This window comes from Nostoc sp. TCL240-02 (assembly GCF_013343235.1).
Taxonomy (GTDB): Bacteria; Cyanobacteriota; Cyanobacteriia; order Cyanobacteriales; family Nostocaceae; genus Nostoc.
The window spans coordinates 6,544,540-6,565,687 of sequence record NZ_CP040094.1 but is presented as its reverse complement, the minus strand read 5'-3'; the positions used below and the strand labels follow the sequence as shown (position 1 = coordinate 6,565,687).

The 21,148-nt window shown below is 39.3% G+C and carries 19 protein-coding genes; 11 read left to right on the top strand and 8 right to left on the bottom strand.

Annotated elements, in window-relative coordinates:
- Positions 1-9: 9 nt before the first annotated feature.
- The 4 genes from FBB35_RS35155 to FBB35_RS28015 all read left to right on the top strand — a co-directional run bounded on the left by FBB35_RS35155 (position 10) and on the right by FBB35_RS28015 (position 6,014).
- Positions 10-2,979: an RNaseH domain-containing protein gene (locus FBB35_RS35155; protein ID WP_254625710.1), complete on the top strand. Its 2,970-nt coding sequence runs from the start codon at positions 10-12 to the stop codon at positions 2,977-2,979.
- A 211-nt stretch (positions 2,980-3,190) separates the two neighbouring features.
- Positions 3,191-5,221, top strand: a complete 2,031-nt coding sequence (locus tag FBB35_RS28025; protein ID WP_174712367.1) for an FAD-dependent oxidoreductase — start codon at positions 3,191-3,193, stop codon at positions 5,219-5,221.
- Between the two features lie 137 nt (positions 5,222-5,358).
- Positions 5,359-5,685 (top strand): ATP-dependent Clp protease adapter ClpS, encoded by a 327-nt coding sequence (gene clpS / locus FBB35_RS28020; RefSeq protein WP_174712366.1) that lies wholly within the window; start codon positions 5,359-5,361, stop codon positions 5,683-5,685.
- A gap of 5 nt (positions 5,686-5,690) precedes the next feature.
- The gene (locus tag FBB35_RS28015; protein WP_163927525.1) at positions 5,691-6,014 is read left to right on the top strand and encodes a DUF2103 domain-containing protein; all 324 of its coding nucleotides are present in this window, start codon (positions 5,691-5,693) and stop codon (positions 6,012-6,014) included.
- A 27-nt stretch (positions 6,015-6,041) separates the two neighbouring features.
- Here the strand turns inward: FBB35_RS28015 and FBB35_RS28010 are convergent, their stop codons facing one another.
- Positions 6,042-6,362, bottom strand: coding sequence for a hypothetical protein (locus tag FBB35_RS28010; RefSeq protein WP_174712365.1), 321 nt, complete (start codon positions 6,360-6,362; stop codon positions 6,042-6,044).
- Positions 6,363-6,586: 224 nt separating this feature from the next.
- Positions 6,587-7,075, bottom strand: coding sequence for a molybdenum cofactor biosynthesis protein MoaE (locus tag FBB35_RS28005; RefSeq protein WP_163927527.1), 489 nt, complete (start codon positions 7,073-7,075; stop codon positions 6,587-6,589).
- A 263-nt stretch (positions 7,076-7,338) separates the two neighbouring features.
- Between FBB35_RS28005 and FBB35_RS28000 the strand changes: the two genes are divergently transcribed.
- Positions 7,339-7,536, top strand: coding sequence for a hypothetical protein (locus tag FBB35_RS28000; RefSeq protein WP_174712364.1), 198 nt, complete (start codon positions 7,339-7,341; stop codon positions 7,534-7,536).
- On the opposite strand, the gene FBB35_RS27995 is transcribed toward FBB35_RS28000, so the two are convergent.
- Complete coding sequence (locus tag FBB35_RS27995; RefSeq protein ID WP_174712363.1) at positions 7,533-7,961, bottom strand: KTSC domain-containing protein; 429 nt, start codon at positions 7,959-7,961, stop codon at positions 7,533-7,535. The genes FBB35_RS28000 and FBB35_RS27995 overlap by 4 nt on opposite strands.
- Before the next feature lie 293 nt (positions 7,962-8,254).
- Entirely contained in the window at positions 8,255-9,100 is an 846-nt protein-coding gene (locus tag FBB35_RS27990; protein WP_174712362.1) for a class I SAM-dependent methyltransferase, read from the bottom strand.
- Positions 9,101-9,180: 80 nt separating this feature from the next.
- Between FBB35_RS27990 and FBB35_RS27985 the strand changes: the two genes are divergently transcribed.
- Together FBB35_RS27985 and FBB35_RS27980 are read left to right on the top strand one after the other, a co-directional pair.
- Entirely contained in the window at positions 9,181-9,519 is a 339-nt protein-coding gene (locus FBB35_RS27985; RefSeq protein ID WP_174712361.1) for a cupin domain-containing protein, read from the top strand.
- 19 nt (positions 9,520-9,538) lie between these two features.
- Entirely contained in the window at positions 9,539-9,700 is a 162-nt protein-coding gene (locus FBB35_RS27980; RefSeq protein ID WP_174712360.1) for a hypothetical protein, read from the top strand.
- Positions 9,701-9,809: 109 nt separating this feature from the next.
- Here FBB35_RS27980 and FBB35_RS27975 read toward each other — a convergent pair whose 3' ends face one another.
- Entirely contained in the window at positions 9,810-11,426 is a 1,617-nt protein-coding gene (locus FBB35_RS27975) for a 2-isopropylmalate synthase (protein WP_217481762.1), read from the bottom strand.
- Between the two features lie 94 nt (positions 11,427-11,520).
- Between FBB35_RS27975 and FBB35_RS27970 the strand changes: the two genes are divergently transcribed.
- The gene (locus FBB35_RS27970) at positions 11,521-12,201 is read left to right on the top strand and encodes a GntR family transcriptional regulator (RefSeq protein ID WP_174712358.1); all 681 of its coding nucleotides are present in this window, start codon (positions 11,521-11,523) and stop codon (positions 12,199-12,201) included.
- A gap of 75 nt (positions 12,202-12,276) precedes the next feature.
- Positions 12,277-12,747 carry a (2Fe-2S) ferredoxin domain-containing protein gene (locus FBB35_RS27965; RefSeq protein WP_174712357.1) on the top strand — a complete coding sequence of 157 codons (471 nt, stop codon included), beginning with the start codon at positions 12,277-12,279 and terminating at the stop codon, positions 12,745-12,747.
- A 51-nt stretch (positions 12,748-12,798) separates the two neighbouring features.
- On the opposite strand, the gene FBB35_RS27960 is transcribed toward FBB35_RS27965, so the two are convergent.
- The 3 genes from FBB35_RS27960 to FBB35_RS27950 all read right to left on the bottom strand — a co-directional run bounded on the left by FBB35_RS27960 (position 12,799) and on the right by FBB35_RS27950 (position 20,026).
- Positions 12,799-13,461, bottom strand: a complete 663-nt coding sequence (locus FBB35_RS27960; RefSeq protein ID WP_174712356.1) for a nuclear transport factor 2 family protein — start codon at positions 13,459-13,461, stop codon at positions 12,799-12,801.
- Positions 13,462-13,890: 429 nt separating this feature from the next.
- Complete coding sequence (locus FBB35_RS27955; protein WP_174712355.1) at positions 13,891-19,314, bottom strand: ATP-binding sensor histidine kinase; 5,424 nt, start codon at positions 19,312-19,314, stop codon at positions 13,891-13,893.
- Positions 19,315-19,486: 172 nt separating this feature from the next.
- Positions 19,487-20,026, bottom strand: a complete 540-nt coding sequence (locus FBB35_RS27950) for a nucleotidyltransferase family protein (protein WP_174712354.1) — start codon at positions 20,024-20,026, stop codon at positions 19,487-19,489.
- Positions 20,027-20,221: 195 nt separating this feature from the next.
- Between FBB35_RS27950 and FBB35_RS35150 the strand changes: the two genes are divergently transcribed.
- Positions 20,222-20,668: a hypothetical protein gene (locus FBB35_RS35150; protein WP_254625709.1), complete on the top strand. Its 447-nt coding sequence runs from the start codon at positions 20,222-20,224 to the stop codon at positions 20,666-20,668.
- Between the two features lie 174 nt (positions 20,669-20,842).
- A complete protein-coding gene (locus FBB35_RS35145) occupies positions 20,843-21,145 on the top strand; it encodes a hypothetical protein (protein WP_254625708.1) in 303 nt (100 codons plus the stop codon).
- Positions 21,146-21,148 lie beyond the last annotated feature (3 nt).

Genomic DNA, 21,148 nt, shown 5'->3' with positions numbered 1-21,148 from the left:
GAATTCATAATGCCTAAAAAAAACGTGCGACCTCCTATTCTCTTACCTGCCAGAATGAATCTTGCAGAAGATGCTCTTACAGATTTGGAAATTGCGGTACTTGAGTTTCCATTTGCAGAAATTGTTGCGGACTTTCGTAACAGTATGGAAGAAGTTCTCTCAGCTAATCGTAAGAAAAAGGTCTGGATACCATATCGACAGTTAAACAATGGATTGCTTGCCTGTGCATCAACGTTGACACATAGTTTTGAATACTTTGATACAGACGATTATCGAGCATTAGCTGTAGGAACAGTTGAAAATCCGTTGCGAGTTCCAACACCTGAGCAAATACATGAGTTAGTGATTATTTGGGCGCAGGAGTGGGCAAAGCAATTTGATGGTAAGGGTAAAGCAGATCAGGTGAATAGTGTTTGCGATCGCTTCCTTGAAAACATGACCATAATTCCCACTAATTGGAATTGGCAACCTATAACTCCAAAAACGCTCATTCAAAACATCAATGCTGAAAAAGGACTGGGATACCAAGCCATTCCTAGTTTCTTAGCAACATTGCTGCATGGAAAAAAATGTGTTATTCACTCTGGGCAAAGAGAGCAAGAAATCCAGTGGCGCAAGGTACAAGGCGATGGCTCAGGTCGTACTGGACTATTCCTAGTCAGTCAAGCATTTCCGGCACTGTACACAGATGACTATAGTAACGAAAGGGAAGGTTATTTTGTATATCGCTTGGATTTTCGCGTTCAGATTCAAGCAGGGCGATTCAACCAAAATAGCAAGCTTAAACCGTGGATTTTTTTGCATTTAAGTTGCCAACGATATGCTCATGAGCCATTAATTGAAATGAATTACGGTCGTGATATCTCTGTGCTGATGGGAATGAATGAGGAACGTTTATCTGGTTACGAAGTAGATTCAACTTTGATACGTCTTACCATTGAAAACAATGGAAGAGAAGATAGTAATTTGTGGAAATTTCAATTGCCAAATCTGTTAGCTGCATTCAAAGCGCGTCCCCTTGAAACAACTGAGAACATTCTTGGCAATCCTGCGGACTACGGCAATTTATATAATTATTCAAACTGGAATAGAGATGAATATTATTTAGTTCATGCTGAAGGATATAAGTATGAACATGAAAACCATAAAAGAGGACATAGTATTAAACCAGGATTTAGTTTGCAGGAACGCGGTGATATCGTTGCTCAAGTTTTAGAACTTTTAAATGGTGTTTTGATACCTGATGATCCAATGCAGTGTGATATTCCTGCTCCATCTGGTCAAAAAACACCCTTGGCTATGCGCGATTACGAATATATTTCTCAACCTCCAAGTTTTACAAAACAACAAAAAGAAAAGCTGATTGAAAAAGAAATTAAACAACGTGTAGATAACCGTCGTCAAGAAAGACAAACGATCATTGCTGATGCTATTGAGCGGGCATTGCAAGGAAAACCCATACATATTTTTCTTCTGTGGCGCGAACGAGATACCTGTGATGTAACTTACCAGACATTGCGTGATGCTTTCCTGCTCAATCAAGGAGAAGATTTTCCAGAGCATATCAAAGTATCATCTGTATGGATTAATGATCCAAATCTTTTGAAACCCCTCGACACAGCCGGACTTGCACCTAAAGATGGTCAAGAGTTTGACAAACAGATTCGCAAGCAGCATCAAATGAAACTCGATGCATGGCGCGACTTTCTGAAACATAAGATTATTGCTTCAATTGACTCTACTACTAAGCCTTACTGTTTTGCGATCGTTGAGATTGGACAAACAAAAAAGAAGGGAGTTCATCCTAAACAAAGCATTTATAGAGTAGTTCGTGAAGCTTGTGTGTTAGAAAAAATCGGTTCCCAAATGGTGCAAACAGTTAAACCAAAATCAGCTGACAAAGAAGATGAAAGCACAGATATACCGCTATCTTACAGCAAGAAGACAGAAGGACGTATTTTGAATGCTGTACTGGATCTAACGCTACGCCAAGTTGGGGCACTCTATGGACTGCCCTCAGAAGTTTATAAACGGGCAGGAATACCCAAAGAAATTGCCCAAAATCTAGATGTAATTGCCCTTTGCCGCCGAAAAACTACTCAAGGTCAAGAGAATATTCACTATGCCTTAGCTGTTCGTCTGCGGGCAAATGGTGTAGTTGATGTGTTATTCCCCGATCACAACAATTGGATTCCTTATGCACAGGCGGGGATTGAACTGGGACAGATTTTCTCACGGGTACGGTGCGATCGCAATTACAAAACAGTTCAGTTACAGGGAATAGAGCTTGCAAAATTTGCGGCGGATGTACTAACGCAAGTAAGCGAAAAACCTACCCTTGTCTTAATCGAAGCCGATGTATGGCGTAATGAACGTGGTGAAGAAAACGGAGGTCAAGCTTGGTTCCAACTAAAAAATGAATATCTGCTTGCAAAACGGGATATATTAGACTTCCAACACATTCCCGGTCACGCTTGTGTATATCCTCGTGATCATAACCAACTTAGAAACCTGCTAGGAATAATTCGCTTCCGCACTGGCGACGAGACAACTCAATACATCACCAATCGAGAAACTTGGAACGAGAATTCTCCAGCACGAGATTTAATTCGCTTAAGTGGTTTTTACGATACCTCTGTCACTGAGTTACTCCATTACTTCTCTATCGGAAGATTACCGCAAACACAAAAAGCTCAAGATACTTCAACAGCACGCGAACTCTATATGCTCGATTCTCAAGATGACGAATACGGTGTAAATATTGCATTCAAGCACCAGCAGATGATAGAAATCTTGCCATTTTTCGTTCATCCAGATTTTCAAAAAACAGAAGAAAGCCTAAAATCACTTTGCCGAGTACCGCACTACTTACGAATCTCACCAGCATGGTCTATGGGTAATATTCATTTACCATATCCAATGCATTTAGGCAAACAACTAATAAAAGATCACTTATGCATTCTTGGTGTAGAAGTCTGAATCAATGTTTGTCATAGATGAGGAAAAAGTACTCAGTAATAAGCACTGTTAACTGAGTTTTAATAACTTCAAGGTACATTTGACCGACATACTGAGTATTTTAGGTATAAAACTTATATTTAAATATATTTACTCTGATAAACTTGTGATGAACATTTCCTGGATGCTACCTTCTACAAGGTGACACAGGATTTGGAGCGGTTTTTTAACCATGAAGCACAGACACAAAGTAGCTTATAGCTTAATATCGCTAATCGGTCTCAATTTCATATCTACCTTAGTTGCATTTGATTCTGCAAACGCTACATTACCGAGAACCCCAGATAAAACTGTCAATTGCGAGATTTTAGTTGTCGGTGGTGGACTATCTGGTGTCGCCACAGCTTACGAGGGGTTACTAGCCGGACGAACGGTTTGTCTGACGGAAATTACTGACTGGCTGGGAGGACAAATTTCTTCTCAAGGGACATCTGCGTTAGACGAACGCCCAACCCAACGGGCTCTCAAATTCTATTCTCGCGGCTATCTGGAATTACGAAACCGCATTGGGCGCAAATACGGTAAACTTAACCCCGGTGATTGTTGGGTAAGTGAATCCTGCTTTCTTCCCCGCGATGCTCACGCCATTTTGACCGATATGCTCAAAGATGCCGAGAAGCAAGGTAAAGGGAAGTTGCAATGGTTTCCCAACACGGTAATTAAGGATTTGGAAATTGCTGCTGATGGCAAGATAATTAATAGTGCGATCGCTATCCAACATCAACCACCAAAAGGCGCACCACCTCTCAATACCTTTACTTTATCTCAAAGTATTGAAGATTCTTATAGTTACGAAAACTCATCTCGATTTACCAAAACTATTCTCCGTTTTCTCCCCAAGGAAGCGAAAGGGGATGCTCCGAAATGGTACATCGTAGATGCCAGCGAAACTGGAGAAATTATTGCCCTTGCTGATGTTCCCTATCGATTAGGCATTGATGCCCGTTCTTACCTAGAACCCTCTTCTTCCAGCACCAACAGCGATCCTTATTGCCCTCAAGGATTTACCTACACCTTTGCAATGGAGGCAACTAAGGAACCTCAACCACAGACGATGCCCCCCTTCTATTTACAATATGCGCCATATTTTAGCTATGAATTAACGCGACTGGCTAACTTTGATTTGGTTTTCACTTATCGTCGCATTTGGAGTCCCAACAAAGGCAAACCAGCAAAATTCGGTGGTGTAAGTTTTGATGCTCCTACACCAGGGGATATCTCTATGCAAAACTGGACTTGGGGTAACGACTACCGCCCCGGAACAGCCAAGGATAACCTGATTTACAGTCGCCAGCAGTTACAAAGCACTGGACAGTTAAACCCAGGGGGCTGGATGGGAGGACTGCGGACAGAAACCCTCCGCAAAGCAGAGGAAAATGCCCTCTCATTCTATTATTGGTTAGTAGCTGGGACTACAGATTCCCAACTGGGGGAGGGTGTAAAGCAACAGCAAACCAATAACCGCTTTGTTTCTGGGCTAAATTCCCCGATGGGAACAGTGCATGGTTTATCGAAATATCCCTATATGCGCGAAGGACGGCGCATCATTGGCCGCCCCAGTTGGGGACAACCTGGTGGCTTTGGTATTTGGGAAATTGATATTTCTCGCCGAGATTACAACGATAAGTATTACTCCCAGACGCTGCCAGAAGATATGTATCGGAGGCTACGAGCAGCAGTTGCAGGTTTAGAAGCAATATCAGTAATTGACGGTAAAGTTCCACCAGATAAAGCAATGCGACGGACTCGTTCTACCATCTTCCCCGATTCTGTGGGTATTGGTCACTATGCTATAGATTTCCATCCTTGTATGGTGAATAGTCCTCCAGAAGCCCCTGGTAACACAGAACGTCCAGGTGAAAGGCGTGGTGCTGGCCAAGCTTATCCCTTCCAAATCGCTCTCAGAGCTATGATTCCCCAGAAAATTGATAATTTGCTAGTAGGAGGCAAAAGCATTGCTACTAGTCATATTGCTGCTGCTGCCTATCGAGTTCATTCCTTTGAATGGTCGTCTGGCGCTGCTGCGGGAACTGTCGCTAGTTTTGCCATCAAAAATGCGATCGCACCATACAAACTAGTCGATAACTTACCCAAACAAGAGCCACAACTCGAAGCTCTCAAACGGCTTTTGCAACAAAATGGCAACCCCACTGCTTTCCCCGATACATCCATTTTTAACGAAAACTGGGATAATTGGCGGTAGATAGTCATTGGTCATTTGTCATTGGTCATTTGTTAAAACAAAGGACAAAGGACAAAGGACAAATGACAATCGACAAAGTGACAATGGACTAAACTAGTTACTTGTAGTTTTGCAAAATCTTATTGACCAATTGTTATATGGTTAGGAACCTTTCAGCAGATGTTTACGGGATGACCACAGCACCAACTATAACTCCTGAACGGTCTAGTCAAGTTACCCGTAAGACTTATCCGAATTACAAAGTGATTGTATTAAATGATGATTTTAATACATTCCAACATGTGGCTGAATGTTTAATGAAATATATTCCGGGAATGAGTGGCGATCGCGCGTGGGAGCTGACTAATCAGGTACACTATGAAGGTCAAGCGATCGTTTGGGTCGGCCCTCAAGAACCTGCGGAACTCTATCATCAGCAGCTGCGCCGAGCAGGTTTGACAATGGCACCTCTAGAAGCAGCTTAATTATTATGGGCAAACCCACCGCAGATTCCCTCCGGGCGGCTTCACAAAAAGCTGCCAGATTGGTTTGGAATCACTCGACACACCTTTCTGGTCTAATCCCAATTTTAGAACGTCTTTGTCAGCAGGATGGCATCCAAACTGTAACGCCAGGGGTCATTGGGCGGGCAAGAGGTCATTGTCCAAAAATGCAACTGCGTGTCTCAGTACCGATTCGCGGCGGCTATAAAGTAATTGCACGGCAGGGAAAGACAGTACAAGAAGTGTTTATTTTGACTCCTTTGGCGCAGTCAGAACTGGAAACGGCATTAGCGATCGCAATGAAATCTTAAATCATCCCCAATTCCCAATTCCAATGTCTATTCTTCAACACGGTGGACTGCGAATTTGTGTAGTGGCAGACTAACAATACACGAAAAAGTTAAGAAATATGACAGAGCGGTAGTTATTTTCAAAGTCATAACTACAGATTCCCATTCGGGTAAAATTATTTTCTCTATGCCAAAAGCTACACAGTAAACTAGCCAATAAGTAAAGCTCATTCTAAACAGAATCACTTCTGTTTCTTCCACGTCACTTTTTTGTTGCTTACTGTCCAACAGTAACACCAGTCCAACAATGCAAGCTACAAAGGAAACAGCAACTACAAATTCGTGACAAAATATATTTAACGAATGCATTTGTGTTTATTCCCACATTTTTCAGTTAAAGATCAGTCTAAAGGAATATTCCTTATGGAAATACAAATTATTTACAAACCTCAATAGAGGAGTGTAGTTTTTGTAAACAAATGCAACAAAAATTGTTATTTTGCGAATAGAAATATTGATGTAAAACTATAGAGTGTAGGGGCAATTCATGAATTGCCCCTAGTGAATAAAGCGCAGCCTTACATAGAATTGCTTTAAGAACAATTTTCTGCTAACTGTTCGCAAGCACCGATACTTACCCAGCAACTAGAACCATCTTCCCAATGTTCTTTCTTCCATATAGGTGCATTGTGTTTGAGGGTATCAATAGCATACTGGCAAGCTTCAAATGCCTCACTCCGATGAGGACAACCCACTGCTACTAAAACGCTAATTTCTCCAACTTGCAAACGTCCGGTGCGATGATGAATCACTACCCGATTGACATCAGACGTAGATAAGCGAATATCAGCAGCAATTTGATAAAATATCCGCAATGCCATAGGTTCATAAGCTTGATACTCTAGAGCAATTACAGGTTTACCATCAGTTTGATTGCGAACTACGCCACTCATCAGAACCACAGCACCGTTGGCTGGATCATCAGACTTGGCATAGATTTCTTCAAGAGACAAGGGTGCAAAGCTAATGGCAAAACTATCTTCGGCTTTTGGTTTAACAGCAGAAACAAGTGTAGTCGTCATAACTGCGTTTGATTATGTGGGCTTTCTCTATTGTCTCTGAAGAAAATACCACTGGTGTATGATCTTGTTAATGCTTTGGGTAACAACAAGAATTTTTTAGCTAGGTAATTTTATTTATCCAAAATTATCAGGGTATAAATCTTCTAATATTTACTTAAATTTACCAAAACTATGACTCATCTCTCTTAAGGCATATTAGTATAATTAAAGCCATCAAGTTATATGCTTGCTTAGTTATTTAAACAGGATTCGGGGCGATTTGTATGGAAAGTGGCGAAGTTTTAATTATTCCCGAAACTTTAACTAATGAAAGATTTGCTACGAATCCTATAGTCATTAATGCTGGACTTGTTCGGAGATTTTATGCAGGCGTACTTTTGCTAACACCAGGAGGAGAAGCGATCGGGGCTCTGTGTATACTCGATCGCGTACCAATTGAAAACCCTATACACAGTTATTAGTCAATAGTATAATCTGCATTATCTAGACGATCGCAGTCATATCTGCCTTTAATCTCTTGATTGAAAAAGCTGCCAACTGAGTCAGAGGCGTGTAAATCTTCCCAGGTATCCTCGTCTACGCCTAAGTATTGATAAACAGATCCACTTTGAAACTCAACTTGCAAAATTTGTTCGTCGCGATCATATCCTACAGCGATCGCCATTGATGAGCTAACTGGTAACATAGCGATTGCTTCTTCTTCAAAGGGTAGTGCAGGCGTTTGGGCAATCGCCTCGTTCAGTTCTTGCAATCCTTCATAAGCTTGTATCGGCGCTGGAATTTCCAAAAACTCTAGTTCGTCGCCTCGATCGAGCAACAACTGCAAATATCCATCAGAATGAGCGATCGCTACTAAACTGCTCAAGTCTACCTTAGATAGCTTCATTAATTTTGTGTTCTCCTCTTGGCGTAATCGGGAGCGTTAAAGTTTTATGCAACACTTAAGTGCTTTTATAGTACAAATATACTACCAAAGCACTCTGATGTCAAGTTTTTTTCGCCAAGGAAGAATTTTAGCTGTGTAGAGAGTTCAATTTTGCATCTCTACAGAGTTTATCGGTAAGTGTATTTCCGAACTGAACTGTATTTCGCCTAATGAAAAAGACCTCTCCCTGGTTTTACTACGCAAAACCGTCCCTCTCCAAGTCGGAGAGGGAAAGATTTGAACTTTAGTTCAAGTCAGGGAGAGGTTAATCGTGGCTTGCGACCAAAAGTATAAAAAATTGTCATATCGTTCCAAATACCCTGTTCCGTCACTAATGCTGCTAATTCTGCTTCAAATTCCGCCTTCACTTCCTTTAGTTGCTCAGATGAGAGTTGCGAGAGGGGATTTGGAAATTGCCCAGGTACTGGATGAGAACTTCCAGACCACATCCGCTTTGCCTGTTCTAGGCTAATATAGCTACCATCTTGCTCAGACTTAATTTCAATCACCTCAAAACCTGCTGTTTTTAGTAGTTCGTGGCACTTTTCAATAGTGCCTGTTGGTTTACTGAATGCGAGTGAAACGCCATATTTCTCAGCAACTTTTTGCACTGTTACCCCTTCCACAAAAGCTGTGTCTGCGAATGCATGAAAACCAATTAGTCCATTAGGTTTGAGGAATTGATGCCAAAGGCGTAATGCGGCTGGAACGTTAGCCATCCAAATCAGGGCTGAGGAACATAGAACAACATCAAAACTGTTGGCTGGAAAGTTCAGTTTCTCAGCATCTGCGAGTACAAGCTCAATATTATTCAGCCCCAACGCCTCAATCTTGCGTTTTGCCTGCTCAAGCATCCCAGTTGAAATGTCTACTCCTACAACTCGACCTGCAAAACCGACAAGCTGTGCTGCTTCAATCGCCACCATACCTGTCCCAGTTGCAATGTCTAAAATATGCTGTCCTTGGCTAATGTGTGCATGTTCAACCAGACGATGAGCAATTCGAGGATGCCAATCGCCTTCGTCATAAGTTTGGCCTCTGCGACTGTATAAATCGGCAATCTGTTGCTTATATTCATTCAACTCTAATTGTTGATTCATAATTATCATCCAGACATTGTTTTTGTCTTACATTTACATAATGCTAGAACACTAATTCAGTATTCAAAGAGGTAAAGAAGATGTCAGAACAGACTTTTATTCAAATTAATCCTGAGCGATGGCTGGACATTGAGCAGTTTCCTGGTGCTAAGTTTTTCCCTTTAGCCGAACCTGTATCACAGGGTTCAATACACCTACTGACAATGAAGGCAGGTACAACGATTCCCATTCACACTCATCCTTGCGATGAATATGTTTATGTGATGAAAGGAGTAGTGGAAACTGGGGGAAAGACTTGTTCTAGTGGAATTTTTTGGTTCACGCCAGCCCATACTCAACAAGGGCCCCACATAGCCATCACCGATGTGGAAATACTCACAATTAGGCTAGGGGAAATGGGCGTGTTTGAGTCGCCTTAGTAGCAAATTAAATTTGGTAATGCCAATGCATCGCTCTGCAATACTAATGCATCCCTCTGCAATGCCAATGCGTTCCTCTGCAATGGCAATGCATCCCTCTGTAATGGCAATGCATCCCTCTGTAATGGCAATGCATCCCTCTGCAATGTTAATACATCCCTCTGCAATGGCAATACGCTAAGATTTTATGCAAAACTGTACTTAGTTGTGCAACCAGAACTCTTGTAGAGACATAAAATTTTACGTCTCTACATCAACGATTTATGGCTGTATCAAAAACGCATCAGAATCTATCCAGAGACAACAGCAGTGTTTATTTCATCAAAATGGGATCTCTCTGTTTGTAAATAACGATAAAGGCGATTCAGGGCGTTGATATGAGCATAAGCTGCGGCTACCACAATATCAGTATCAGATGCTTGCCCAGAGAATATCCGCTCCTGATGCTTCAAGCGAACTGTCACAGTTCCCAGTGCATCAATTCCGCCAGTCACAGATTGGACAGAAAACTCAATCAGTTGATTGGGAATCTGCACCAATTGATTGATTGCTTGATACACCGCATCCACTGGGCCAGTGCCTACACTCGCATCTGTGAGGATTTTGCCATCGGGGGTAACAATTGTAATAGTTGCAGTTGGACAAGTGCAGTCACCACAAATTACCTGAACGTGTTCGATTTGGAAGCCACTTTCTACTTGAATCTGCGTTTCATCTCGAACGATCGCTTCTAAATCCCAATCTGAGACTTCTTTTTTCTTATCAGCGACTTCTTTGAACCGATTGAAGGCTTTATTCAAATCCGCCTCGTTCAATTCAAAACCCAATTCCTTGAGCCTAGTACGAAAAGCATTTCGTCCAGAGTGCTTACCCAAAACAATGCGATTTTCTGGCAAACCGATCGCAGCAGCTTCCATAATTTCATAAGTCTCGCGGTGCTTGATGATCCCATCTTGGTGAATTCCAGACTCATGGGCAAAAGCGTTTGCTCCCACGATCGCTTTATTGGGCTGAATCAGCATTCCGGTTAATTGGGAAACTAAGGATGAGGTTTTGTAAATCTCCTGAGTCTTAATATTAGTCAAGGGTGTATCGGCATCAACCGGATGACCAAAATAAGGGTTGAAAAATGGTTTGCGAACCTGCAACGCCATCACAATTTCTTCTAATGCAGCATTACCTGCTCGTTCCCCAATGCCATTAATGGTACACTCCACCTGACGCACGCCATATTCAATTGCTGCCAAAGCGTTAGCTGTCGCCAAACCCAAATCATTTTGAGTGTGAATGGAAAGAATCACCTCATCGATATTGGAAACATGGTCTCGAATTCCCTGAATTAGAGTTCCGATTTCCTTGGGTGTACAGTAACCAACGGTATCAGGAATATTGATTGTAGTTGCACCTGCTGCGATCGCCATCTCCAAAACTTCATAAAGAAACTCTGGCTCAGTGCGGCTAGCATCCATTGGTGAAAATTCTACATCGTCTACAAAGGATTTGGCATAAGCAATCATTTCTGATGCGATCGCTAATACTTCGCTGCGAGACTTTTTCAATTGATATTTCAGGTGAATATCAGAGGTAGAAATCATCGTGTGGATTCTCGGACGAGCCGCGCCTTTCAAAGCTTCGGCAGCGGCATGAATATCTTGGCGAATAGCTCTAGCTAAACTGCAAATGATTGGCCCGCCAGGTATCCCGACTTGTTCCGCAATGCTTTTAACAGCTTGAAAATCTCCCGGACTAGCAACGGCAAAACCGGCTTCAATCACATCGACACCGAGGAGAGCTAGTTGATGAGCGATCGCTAATTTCTCTTCTACATTGAGGGTTGCGCCTGGTGACTGTTCGCCATCGCGTAGCGTAGTGTCGAAGATAATAACTCGGTCTGGTTGAGATGCGATGCTCATAAATGTCTCCCGTGGTATTGAAGGGATGTTTAAAAAACTACTTTGGATATTGTATACAATCTTTTAAATTTTGTATACAATATTCAATATGAACTTAAATGACTTAGCAGCTAATGTGCTGCAACAACAACGTAGTACGCCAGATTTAATTGCCGATGCTTTGCGGGAAGCGATTCTACGAGGCATTTTTCAGGAAGGACAATCTCTGAGACAGGATGAAATCGCCACTCAATTTGGCGTTAGTCGCATTCCCGTGCGCGAGGCCCTTAAGCAGTTAGAAGCAGAAGGATTGGTGACACTGCATTTAAATCGTGGTGCGATCGTATCGGTGTTGACAGCACAAGAGGCGCAAGAAATTTGTGAAATTCGCAGCGCCTTGGAAGTGAAAGCAATACAGTTGGCAATACCCAAGTTCAGGGAAACAGATATAGAAAAAGCTGCTGTGATTCTCGAAGCGACAGATCGAGCAACTGATGCAGGTGTGTTGGCAAAACTCAACTGGGAATTTCATGCGACGCTGTACGCCACTGCTGAACGTCCCCGGTTGCTGGCGATGATTAAAACTTTACACGTGAATTGCGATCGCTATGTTCGCGTACAATTAGCGCAGATGGATTACCAAGAGCGATCGCAAAAAGAACACTATCAACTCTTAGATGCTTGTCAAAAGCAAGATACAAAAGCTGCTGTCAGGTTACTGAAACGACACATTGACACCGCCGGAGAACAGCTAATTGCATACTTGCAGCAAATTGCTCAGAAACGCTGATTATTAAATGATCTACCAGAACAGATTAAACAGTAAATTTACACTATCCTATCAAAGAAATAGGTAGGATCGTCCATGAAAAAATTGATCAAGCGTATTAAAAGATTGCTCCAACGTATCTTTAAAAGTTTTGCATCTACTTCTCAGCAGACATCGCCCTTAATAAATTGTCGTCCGTTAGACACTTCTATTTCTATTCCGAGCGTTTCTCCCCGATGGGAGTCTGGTTTAGTGCTTGTGTGTTCGCAATGTGCAAACGAGCGATCAAATAGTTTTCATCCAGCTAGCAGAAGCTCAACGGCTTCCGAAGACTTAGAGAATTGGTTAAAATCTCGTTTAAAAATTGAGGGATTATGGGGTGAATTTCGAGTGGTTGGCACCAGTTGTTTAGGAGTTTGCCCAAAAGCTGGTATTACTGTCGTTATTGTAAGTAATGGAAGTGGTGGTAATAGTCCATGTTTAATTGTAAATCCTCGGAGCGATGTCTATGACGGGCTACGCCTACGCGAAGTTATTTACTCATACATTAAACAGAGTAAAAAGTAAAAAGTAGATAGTACTTTTTACTTTTTACCTTTGCCTTATCGCTGTGAAAGATTATTGATTGAAACCAGACATTTTTGGTCTTACAAAGTTAGCTGAAGAATTACTGCTTCGGGCATTAGTATTTGCTGACTCAACCGTTGGTGAACTGAGATTCAAGAAATCGATGAGTTTGAGAGTCCGTTTACGAATTTTCCAGCGCCCATTTATATTGACAACTTGATCTTCATAAGTGCCATTAGCGACATCAATACTAGTTTCCGAACGTTTGTGAGTTGCATGGAGATAAGAAGTCATCGTTGCTTTATTATTCTCAATTGAAATGTTGATCGTACCCATCAAGTGTTGAGTAGCTGTATAACCATTTCCTTGGAATACTGAATAGACAAAATCTGCCCAAGCATCTGTCCCATAATTTGTTTGAGTTGTCCCATCAGGAAAAATGGCAGTCAGGACTGCATCTTGAGTAAAACAATCCCGATAAATATTTTTTCCCTGAAGGAGATTTCCTCTACCAATGGCATCAGTTCCAAGGGCGTAACAGGATGTTAGTTTTTGAATTTCTAATTCTGCGTTAGGTTGAGTTGCATTTGCTAATTCAAATCTACCTCCAATAAACAGCACAAGAATAACTGCAAGCACAATCAATGTAATCTGATTTAACAAAAACGAGATAGCCTTTGTAACTATTCGCCCAGCTTCTCTTCTTTTTTCCACAGTATAACCACCTTAATTTTTACGATTTTCGCATCTTATAACTTTCTGCAAAATCAATTTACATCTGATATGTTAGCTGATAAAAACTAGACTAAAATTTTTGCATATTTAGTTAGAGTTTATTTTGATATCAATTAGTAAACGAGAAAGGTATTACAAGATTTGATGTATACAATCAGTCATTATGATAGCAGGCAGTACATAAAGTTTAAAGTGATAAATTAGACCAATTTCATGTTGATTTGGTTAAGTATTGATGTAATTGTGTTACCACTTACATAGTTTTTAACAGCAAAATAACCTTTACTTTAGCAGGCTTTAAAAATAGGATGTAATGAATTATTCCTGATAAACAAAATACCCGAATTATCAAATAATTCGGGTATCGGTTGCTATAGCTTTGCTAATCTACTCTACCATGAGAGAATATTATCCCAAAACTGGAATAGAAATTATAAATGCTGTTCCTTGTCCCAAGACTGATTCACAAATCAAACTTCCACTATGATTTTCTATGATAATTTGGCGACTAATAGATAATCCTAATCCTGTACCTTTTCCTACACATTTGGTTGTAAATAGATTTTCAAAGATACAAGCTTTAACTTCTTCTGACATTCCTTTAGCGTTATCTTGAATCTTAATTGTCAGATTATTATTCTCTTCTATCTTAGTTGAGATAGTAATAATATTTGGATATCTTTCTTGAACTTCCATAAAACTACGGTCGATATTTGCTTCTTCTAAAGCATCAATTGCATTTGCAATAATATTCATAAACACCTGATTCAATTGTCCTAAATAACATTTCACTAATGGAATGTTTCCATACTCCTTAATGACTTGAATCGCTGGACGGTTATGATCGGCTTTCAAACGATGCTGTAAAATCAACAAAGTACTATCAATACCTTCATGGATATTAGCTAATACTTTAGAGGTAGTATCAGCGCGTGAAAAAGTACGGAGAGAAGTACTAATGTTACGAATGCGCTGTGTTCCTACCGTCATACCATCAATCATTTTGGGTAAATCTTCTAGTAGAAAATCTATATCTATTTCTTCGGCTTTGTCTTCAATCTCAGCACCAGGATTCGGGAACTTTTCTCGGTATAGTTGTAGATATCCTATTAAATCATTAACATTATCTTTTGCTTGGGTGATACTACCTGTAATAAAACCAACTGGATTGTTAATTTCATGTGCTACACCTGCAACTAAATTTCCTAAAGAAGACATTTTCTCGCTTTGAATGAGTTGTAGTTGTGCCTTTTGTAAATCTTTAATTGACTGTTCTAATTCTCTAGATTTGTCTTGTTCTCTTGTGTATAAACGGGCATTTTGTATGGCAATAGCCATTTGAGAAACTAAGACTTTTAATACTTCTATTCTTTCTGTAACAAAAGCTCCTGATGATAACTGATTTTCTAAATAAATAATTCCAGTAAGCTGTGATTGGTAAATTATTGGCAAGCAAAAGATTGATTTTATTTTAGATTCCTGAATATAAATATCAAGGTTAAACGGTTCTGTAGTTATTGCATCATTCAACACAAGATATTGCTGAGTGCGAAAAACATAGTTAATTACAGAGAGCGGTAAATCCTGATAGGTTTCAACAGTAATAGAGGGTAAAACTGTCACTACATTGTCGATAGCATTTCCAGAAGCTTCGATATATAGTTGATTATCTTTAAGTAAGAGTAGTACTGCTTTTTGTGCAGCAGCATTTTCTAGTAAAATTTTGATTAGCTTGCCCAACAAATTCTCTAAAACAATTTCATTTGTAATCGCTTGCGAAAACTTGATAAATGTATTAAAGTCTAAAAAATCGCTTAAACTACTACTATTAGTAGTTGTGGTGGTGGTAAGGTGAATTGTATCTATTTTAGAAGTAGTCGTTTCTACAGTAGTAGTTTGTCCTACTAGAAAAGCATACTTTGATTCTAAGTATTTAACTTTAGCGATCGCACCCCAACGAATATAGGCATAATAAGCTTTAGTGATATAGGTTTGATGAATTAACTCTTTACCTAGAGATTGATAAAATTTTCCTGCTAACTCATAAGCTAAAGCTTCTTCTTGGAGAAAACCATTCTCTTGAGATTTGGCAATAGAATTTTCATAGTAGTCCATTGCTTCGAGCTTTTGACCCAAAATTCGATACCGTTCTGCCTCCACGAGATAAAATCTATGTAAGTGATTCGTGGGAGCATGAGTAGCCCAGAGTTCCATTTTTTGCTGATTAGCTTGGACTTTTTCGAGAATAGCTTGCCTCTGGGACTCTTTAGCAGTATGATATATGGACAAGTGTGCTAAAGAATCGTAGAAATAGAACAGTGGAACAACAAACAACCCTGTGACACCACCTAAAGACTTTTCTGCGATCGCAGCATTTTCTACAGCTTTAAAATACTCTCCAAATATGTAAGAGAGCATTAGTTTATTGACAAATAAATGATTAATTGTGTAAAGATCATTTACTTGCTGATGAATTGGCAGCATACTTTGCTCGTCGTAGGCTTCTCCAATTAAACAGTCTACATTTTCATAATTTCCTTTCAAATTCAAAACTGTTTGCAGATATACTAAATTCCAAGTTAAAGCTACTTGCTGATTGATTTTTTTCAGCGATTCACAGTAAGCTATTAATTCCTTTTCTAGAACCCAAAGTTCCTTACCCAACCAAAAGGAATGATAGGGATAAATGTAACCACAATAGCCAGCATATTCTAAATCTCCGGTTTCTAGACCACTAGCATATCCAGACATTGATGATGTTAATGTCTCCCTAACATGCTCTTTCCAGTGCATAACATGAGCGCTAACAACCGTTAGAATCTTAGCTTTGAGTTCTTCCGCATTAAATTGTGACACCAAACTAGAAGCTAATTTACCAAATTCATAGCCCGAATTAATTTCTCCTTGAACTCCACAAAGAAGTAAGCCATAAAGACTATAACCATAGCCAGATACAGCCGTATTGCCATAGTTTAAGGACAAATTGACCATTTTACAAACAATAATTGGCATCATTACAGGAGCAGTTTGAAAAGCCGCAGGTAGAACTCCCATTAAGATTTTCATGGCTGCAATCTTGTTCGGATCAGACATTAATGGTAAGTTAATTAAATCTGCAATGACTTTACCTTTCAAAGAAACAGCAATATCATCCATCCCCTGCTGAATATCAGTTGATGTCGGTTCATCTGGAAAACTTATTCCTAACAATTTTAGAATTGACACTGCTATCTGAATGGCTTCCAGTTGTTTGCTTTGAATGATAGAAGCGATAATCTGTACTTCATAGACTTTCACTTTATCTAAAAGGATTTTGGCTTCTTGCTGTACCACCTCAGCCCATTGCTGCATCTGCTCAAAATTACCGCCCAGATAGGCTGCTTCTGCGGCTCCTTCATATAAACATAAAGTTAAGATATATTCAGTTTGCCAAGAGTCTCTACTTAAAAGCTCTATCCCATTTGTGAAGTACTTAAGTGCAGCGTCATAAGCTGTAGAAGCTTTAGCTTTTCGCCCTGCAATTAAGTTTAATCGTGCCAATTCAGTTTTATCAGATTGCTCTATTAGGTTAACAATACCTACATTCAACTGATTAACTATATCAAAAATATTAGCTTCTATTTCCTCCTTTGGGATATTTTGTAGAAGCAATTGTCCAATTTTTAAGTGAGTAGATTTCTTAAGTTCTTCTGGAATCAGTGAATATGCTGCTTGTTGTACTCTATCATGCAAGAACTTGTAACCCACTCGTGAAGTGTCGAAATTTAAATTAACCGCTTCTTCTTGATTAAAAACTAAAGGAATACGGTAAGCTTCACTTAAAGGTAGAATTAATCCCGCTTGCAAAGCTGAGTGTAAATCATTGGCTGTCAAAGAAGGTGATTTTTCATTGACTATCGATAAAACATCAAGACTAAATCTGTCACCCACGCAAGCGGCTAATTTTAAAACATCTTGGGTAGATTTTGGTAGTTTCTCAACTCGAGTAGCAACTAGCTCAACTACATTTTTGTCGATAATTCCAATTGCTTGAATATCTTTTAAACTCCATTGCCATTGAGCCTTAATAAAGTCAAATTTTAAAAGTTCTTCTTGATGAAGTACCTGAATAAGTTGTGTGAGAAAAAATGGATTTCCACCTGTCTTATTAGAAATTAATTCAGCTAGCTGAATAATTCTATCACTAAAAGTGCTGTATTCAGAATCAGGGTTAATATTTGCTTCTTGTAAAGTTTCTGCAACTAGTTGAGTCACATTCTCTAAATTCAAAGGTTGCAACACAATATTATTAACAACTGTGCCAGTATTCTTAATTTCTTCTATTTTTTGAATTAAAGGATGTGCTGCATTAACTTCATTATCTCTATATGCACCAATAAATAATAGATGTTTGCTGTCAGTATCAGTTATAAGTAATTGAATTAGATTCAATGTGGCTGAATCTGACCATTGCAAATCATCTAAAAATATGACTAAGGGGTGTTCTTTTTGGGTAAAAACTTGGATAAATTCTTTAAAAACTCGATTGAAGCGATTTTGTGATTCTGTTGCACCAATTTGGGCAACGTCTGGCTGTGTACCAATAATTAATTCTACTTCTGGAATTACGTCAGTAATGACTTTACCATTTGTTCCTAAAGCTGATAGTATTTTTTCCCGCCATGTTTCTATTTTTTCATTATTCTCTGTCAGTAAATACCGCATTAAATAAGCAAAAGCTTGAATTAAAGAGGCATAAGGTATATTTCGTTTTAATTGGTCAAATTTACCAGAAATAAAGTAACCTTGTCTGCGAGTAATGGGTTTATTAACTTCGTTAACTAAAACTGATTTACCAATACCTGAATAACCAGAAACTAGCATCATCTCACTAGTTCCAGATGTAACACGTTCAAATGCAGCTAACAGTTCATTAACTTGGTTTTCACGACCATATAATTTTTGAGGAATTAATAATTGGCTTAAGACATCTAAACGACCTGGAACAAAATCAGTAATTATACCTTTAGATTTTAACTGGTTAAGACATGACTCTAAGTCTGCTAATAATCCTGTAGCACTTTGATATCTGTCTTCAGCATTTTTCGCCATCAATTTCAGCACAATTTCTGAGATGACGTTAGAAATTGTTGGATTTAATAACTGTGGATTTATCGGTTGAACAGCAATATGACTATAAACTAGTTCTAAGGGATCTTGACTAAAAAATGGTGTTTTCTCGGTGAGCATTTCATATAAAGTCACGCCTAGAGAATAAAAGTCAGTGCGATAATCAAGAATACGATTCATTCTCCCCGTTTGTTCAGGAGACATGTAGGCAAGTGTGCCTTCAACGCAGTTAGGGTTATTAAATTGGGGATTTTCCTTATTCAGGCGGGAGGCTATACCAAAGTCAGTGAGTTTAACAATACCTGTCTGGGAGTTAACAATGATGTTGCTAGGCTTGATATCTTTATGAATAATCTGGTGTTTATGCAAATAATCTAGAGCTTTAGTCAGTTGAATAGCAATATTTAAATGGTTAATTAAGTCAAGTTTTTCTTGCTGAATAATTTGGGCTAAAGATTGACCACCAAAGTCTTCTAACAACAGTCCCAATCGATTATCAAAGGTTTCTAGACTAATGGATTTAACTATGTTGGGATGGTCTAAACCTTGCTGAATTTGATACTCATGTTTCAGACGAGTAAAGGCTTCAAGGGTAGGATATTCATTTTTAAGCAACTTGAGGATAACTCGCTGTTGCGTCTTTGGCATTTGTGTTTGATAAATAATTGTTTGGATTCCTTCATGGAGAGTTGACTTGATTGGGTATCCAGTACGATTTGGCATTGATTTTTGCCTATAAACTTACAAAATTAGTACTACCCCTCGTCTTGTCATCAAAGGGGTTCTACTTTAATTATTCCCAGTGGTAGAAAATTATTAACATTGTGATTCCGTATTCAAGGGTTATAAATTGAAACGCGATTATTCCCTTGTAACGGAAAAGCTACTTTAACTTTTACGCCAAACGCAGATCAGGACACTTTTGCAAGAATCCAGATGCCTTATTGTGGGCATCTATATTATAAGTATGTGCTGGTGTCGGTCGAATAATGCCATCAAACAGGTCATCCAATCCGTAGGGAGTGAAAAATTGCCATTGGCCTTGTGTATCTAGTCGAACTCCGACAGCAGTAGCGGTGTGCAGCCACTCTGTGATGGCATCTTCTGTACTAATGTAGGGTCTGCTACCAAGCCGCCAACGAGCAAAACTGGCTTGATTTTTGACATCAAACTCGTCATGAGGAAATTGTTCTGTGAGAGTCGCCTTTGCTGCTAATTCTTGAGAACGATTTCCTTCTATATCAAAGAATGCAATATCAAAATCTTTAATACCTAACCCACAGTCATTGCCAAAAATCGAAGACCAAACAGTGTTTCGGACTGCACCACCGGCTAACCACCAGTTAGGTAAATTTAGTTGAGCGATCGCAGGTAATACTGTATCAATAGGTGTATCAGCTAAAATAATCTGTAGACGACGAGTGTTACTATTCATATCAAACTCCTGGGATTGTCAACTAGAAGGTAAAAATATTATCATTCACATCTCATTAAGCTTACGGTCTTGATAGACCTACTATGACACTTATATGGTTAAGGGTTATTAGGATAACTTCGGTAGTCATAGTATAAAGAGAACAAGATTACACAGAAGGTTAAATTGTGAATTGAGAATTTATAATTTTTATTTATGGAAGATTTATTTGCGCGGCTAGAACGCACACTCAATCCTGAACTACCTTCCTTAACAGAGTCACAACAACAACTACTGCAAGAACTCAGTATTGATGAAAATCAACCCGGTACAATTTTGCGTAATTTTCAAACTCTGATAGATTTATTACAACCGAATGGAGTCGAAGTTAGTAGTGTTAATAATCTTCTACCACTGAAAGTACTATCAGAATTAAATTCTCAATTAAGTCACCCAATTGAAACTAAACTCAAACGCCCTGTACAGAAATCATACCCTTACATTAATGGACTATATCTGTTATCACGCAGTTCTGGGATAGCCCAAATTAGATCCCAAGGGAAGAAGCAGATTTTAGTTTTAGACGCAGCAACTTTGAAATCATGGTCAAACCTGAATTTAACAGAACGCTATTTCAATTTATTAGAAGCTTGGTTGATTTAGGGAAATAACGAAATCTTAGGTGAACATCAAGATTCATTCGGGAATTTATTTAGATGTATTCAACTTTGGCCTCGCGTCCCAGATAAAGGTTTAAAATTCCCTAAATATGAACACCAACACGATATTAGTTATTATCCCGATCTGCATAATGTTGCTCTGTTAGAGTTATTTGGATTGTTATCTATTAAACATGGCAAGCCAACAGAAGGCAAAGGATGGCGCATTACTAGTTTACAACGCTTGCCATTTGGAGATGCTATGTTGCAATTACTATTTCCGCTAGGTATCCGAGGAGAATTACAGGATGAGGTCAATGTAACTTTTGGAAAGTTGCAGTCACATTTTAAACCATTTTTTCCAGAATGGGAGCATAATTTATTTGTTCCCAAGGAAGGTTTCACTGATGGTATTTATATTTTTAAAGTGTCTGTTAATCGAGCTTGGAGACGAATTGCCAGGGAGCATCTCACTTTTTAAAGT

Excerpts from the sequence above, each read along its gene's own strand:
- FBB35_RS27980 (WP_174712360.1), top strand. The coding sequence starts at position 9,539 with ATGCCAATGCATCGCTCTGCAATACTAATGCATCCCTCTGCAATGCCA.
- FBB35_RS27965 (WP_174712357.1), top strand. The coding sequence starts at position 12,277 with ATGAAAAAATTGATCAAGCGTATTAAAAGATTGCTCCAACGTATCTTT.
- FBB35_RS27990 (WP_174712362.1), bottom strand. The coding sequence starts at position 9,100 with ATGAATCAACAATTAGAGTTGAATGAATATAAGCAACAGATTGCCGAT.
- FBB35_RS27970 (WP_174712358.1), top strand. The coding sequence starts at position 11,521 with ATGAACTTAAATGACTTAGCAGCTAATGTGCTGCAACAACAACGTAGT.
- FBB35_RS27995 (WP_174712363.1), bottom strand. The coding sequence starts at position 7,961 with ATGAAGCTATCTAAGGTAGACTTGAGCAGTTTAGTAGCGATCGCTCAT.
- FBB35_RS27955 (WP_174712355.1), bottom strand. The coding sequence starts at position 19,314 with ATGCCAAATCGTACTGGATACCCAATCAAGTCAACTCTCCATGAAGGA.
- FBB35_RS28025 (WP_174712367.1), top strand. The coding sequence starts at position 3,191 with ATGAAGCACAGACACAAAGTAGCTTATAGCTTAATATCGCTAATCGGT.
- FBB35_RS28000 (WP_174712364.1), top strand. The coding sequence starts at position 7,339 with ATGGAAAGTGGCGAAGTTTTAATTATTCCCGAAACTTTAACTAATGAA.
- clpS (WP_174712366.1), top strand. The coding sequence starts at position 5,359 with ATGGTTAGGAACCTTTCAGCAGATGTTTACGGGATGACCACAGCACCA.
- FBB35_RS28015 (WP_163927525.1), top strand. The coding sequence starts at position 5,691 with ATGGGCAAACCCACCGCAGATTCCCTCCGGGCGGCTTCACAAAAAGCT.
- FBB35_RS27985 (WP_174712361.1), top strand. The coding sequence starts at position 9,181 with ATGTCAGAACAGACTTTTATTCAAATTAATCCTGAGCGATGGCTGGAC.
- FBB35_RS35150 (WP_254625709.1), top strand. The coding sequence starts at position 20,222 with ATGGAAGATTTATTTGCGCGGCTAGAACGCACACTCAATCCTGAACTA.
- FBB35_RS35155 (WP_254625710.1), top strand. The coding sequence starts at position 10 with ATGCCTAAAAAAAACGTGCGACCTCCTATTCTCTTACCTGCCAGAATG.
- FBB35_RS27950 (WP_174712354.1), bottom strand. The coding sequence starts at position 20,026 with ATGAATAGTAACACTCGTCGTCTACAGATTATTTTAGCTGATACACCT.
- FBB35_RS28005 (WP_163927527.1), bottom strand. The coding sequence starts at position 7,075 with ATGACGACTACACTTGTTTCTGCTGTTAAACCAAAAGCCGAAGATAGT.
- FBB35_RS28010 (WP_174712365.1), bottom strand. The coding sequence starts at position 6,362 with ATGCATTCGTTAAATATATTTTGTCACGAATTTGTAGTTGCTGTTTCC.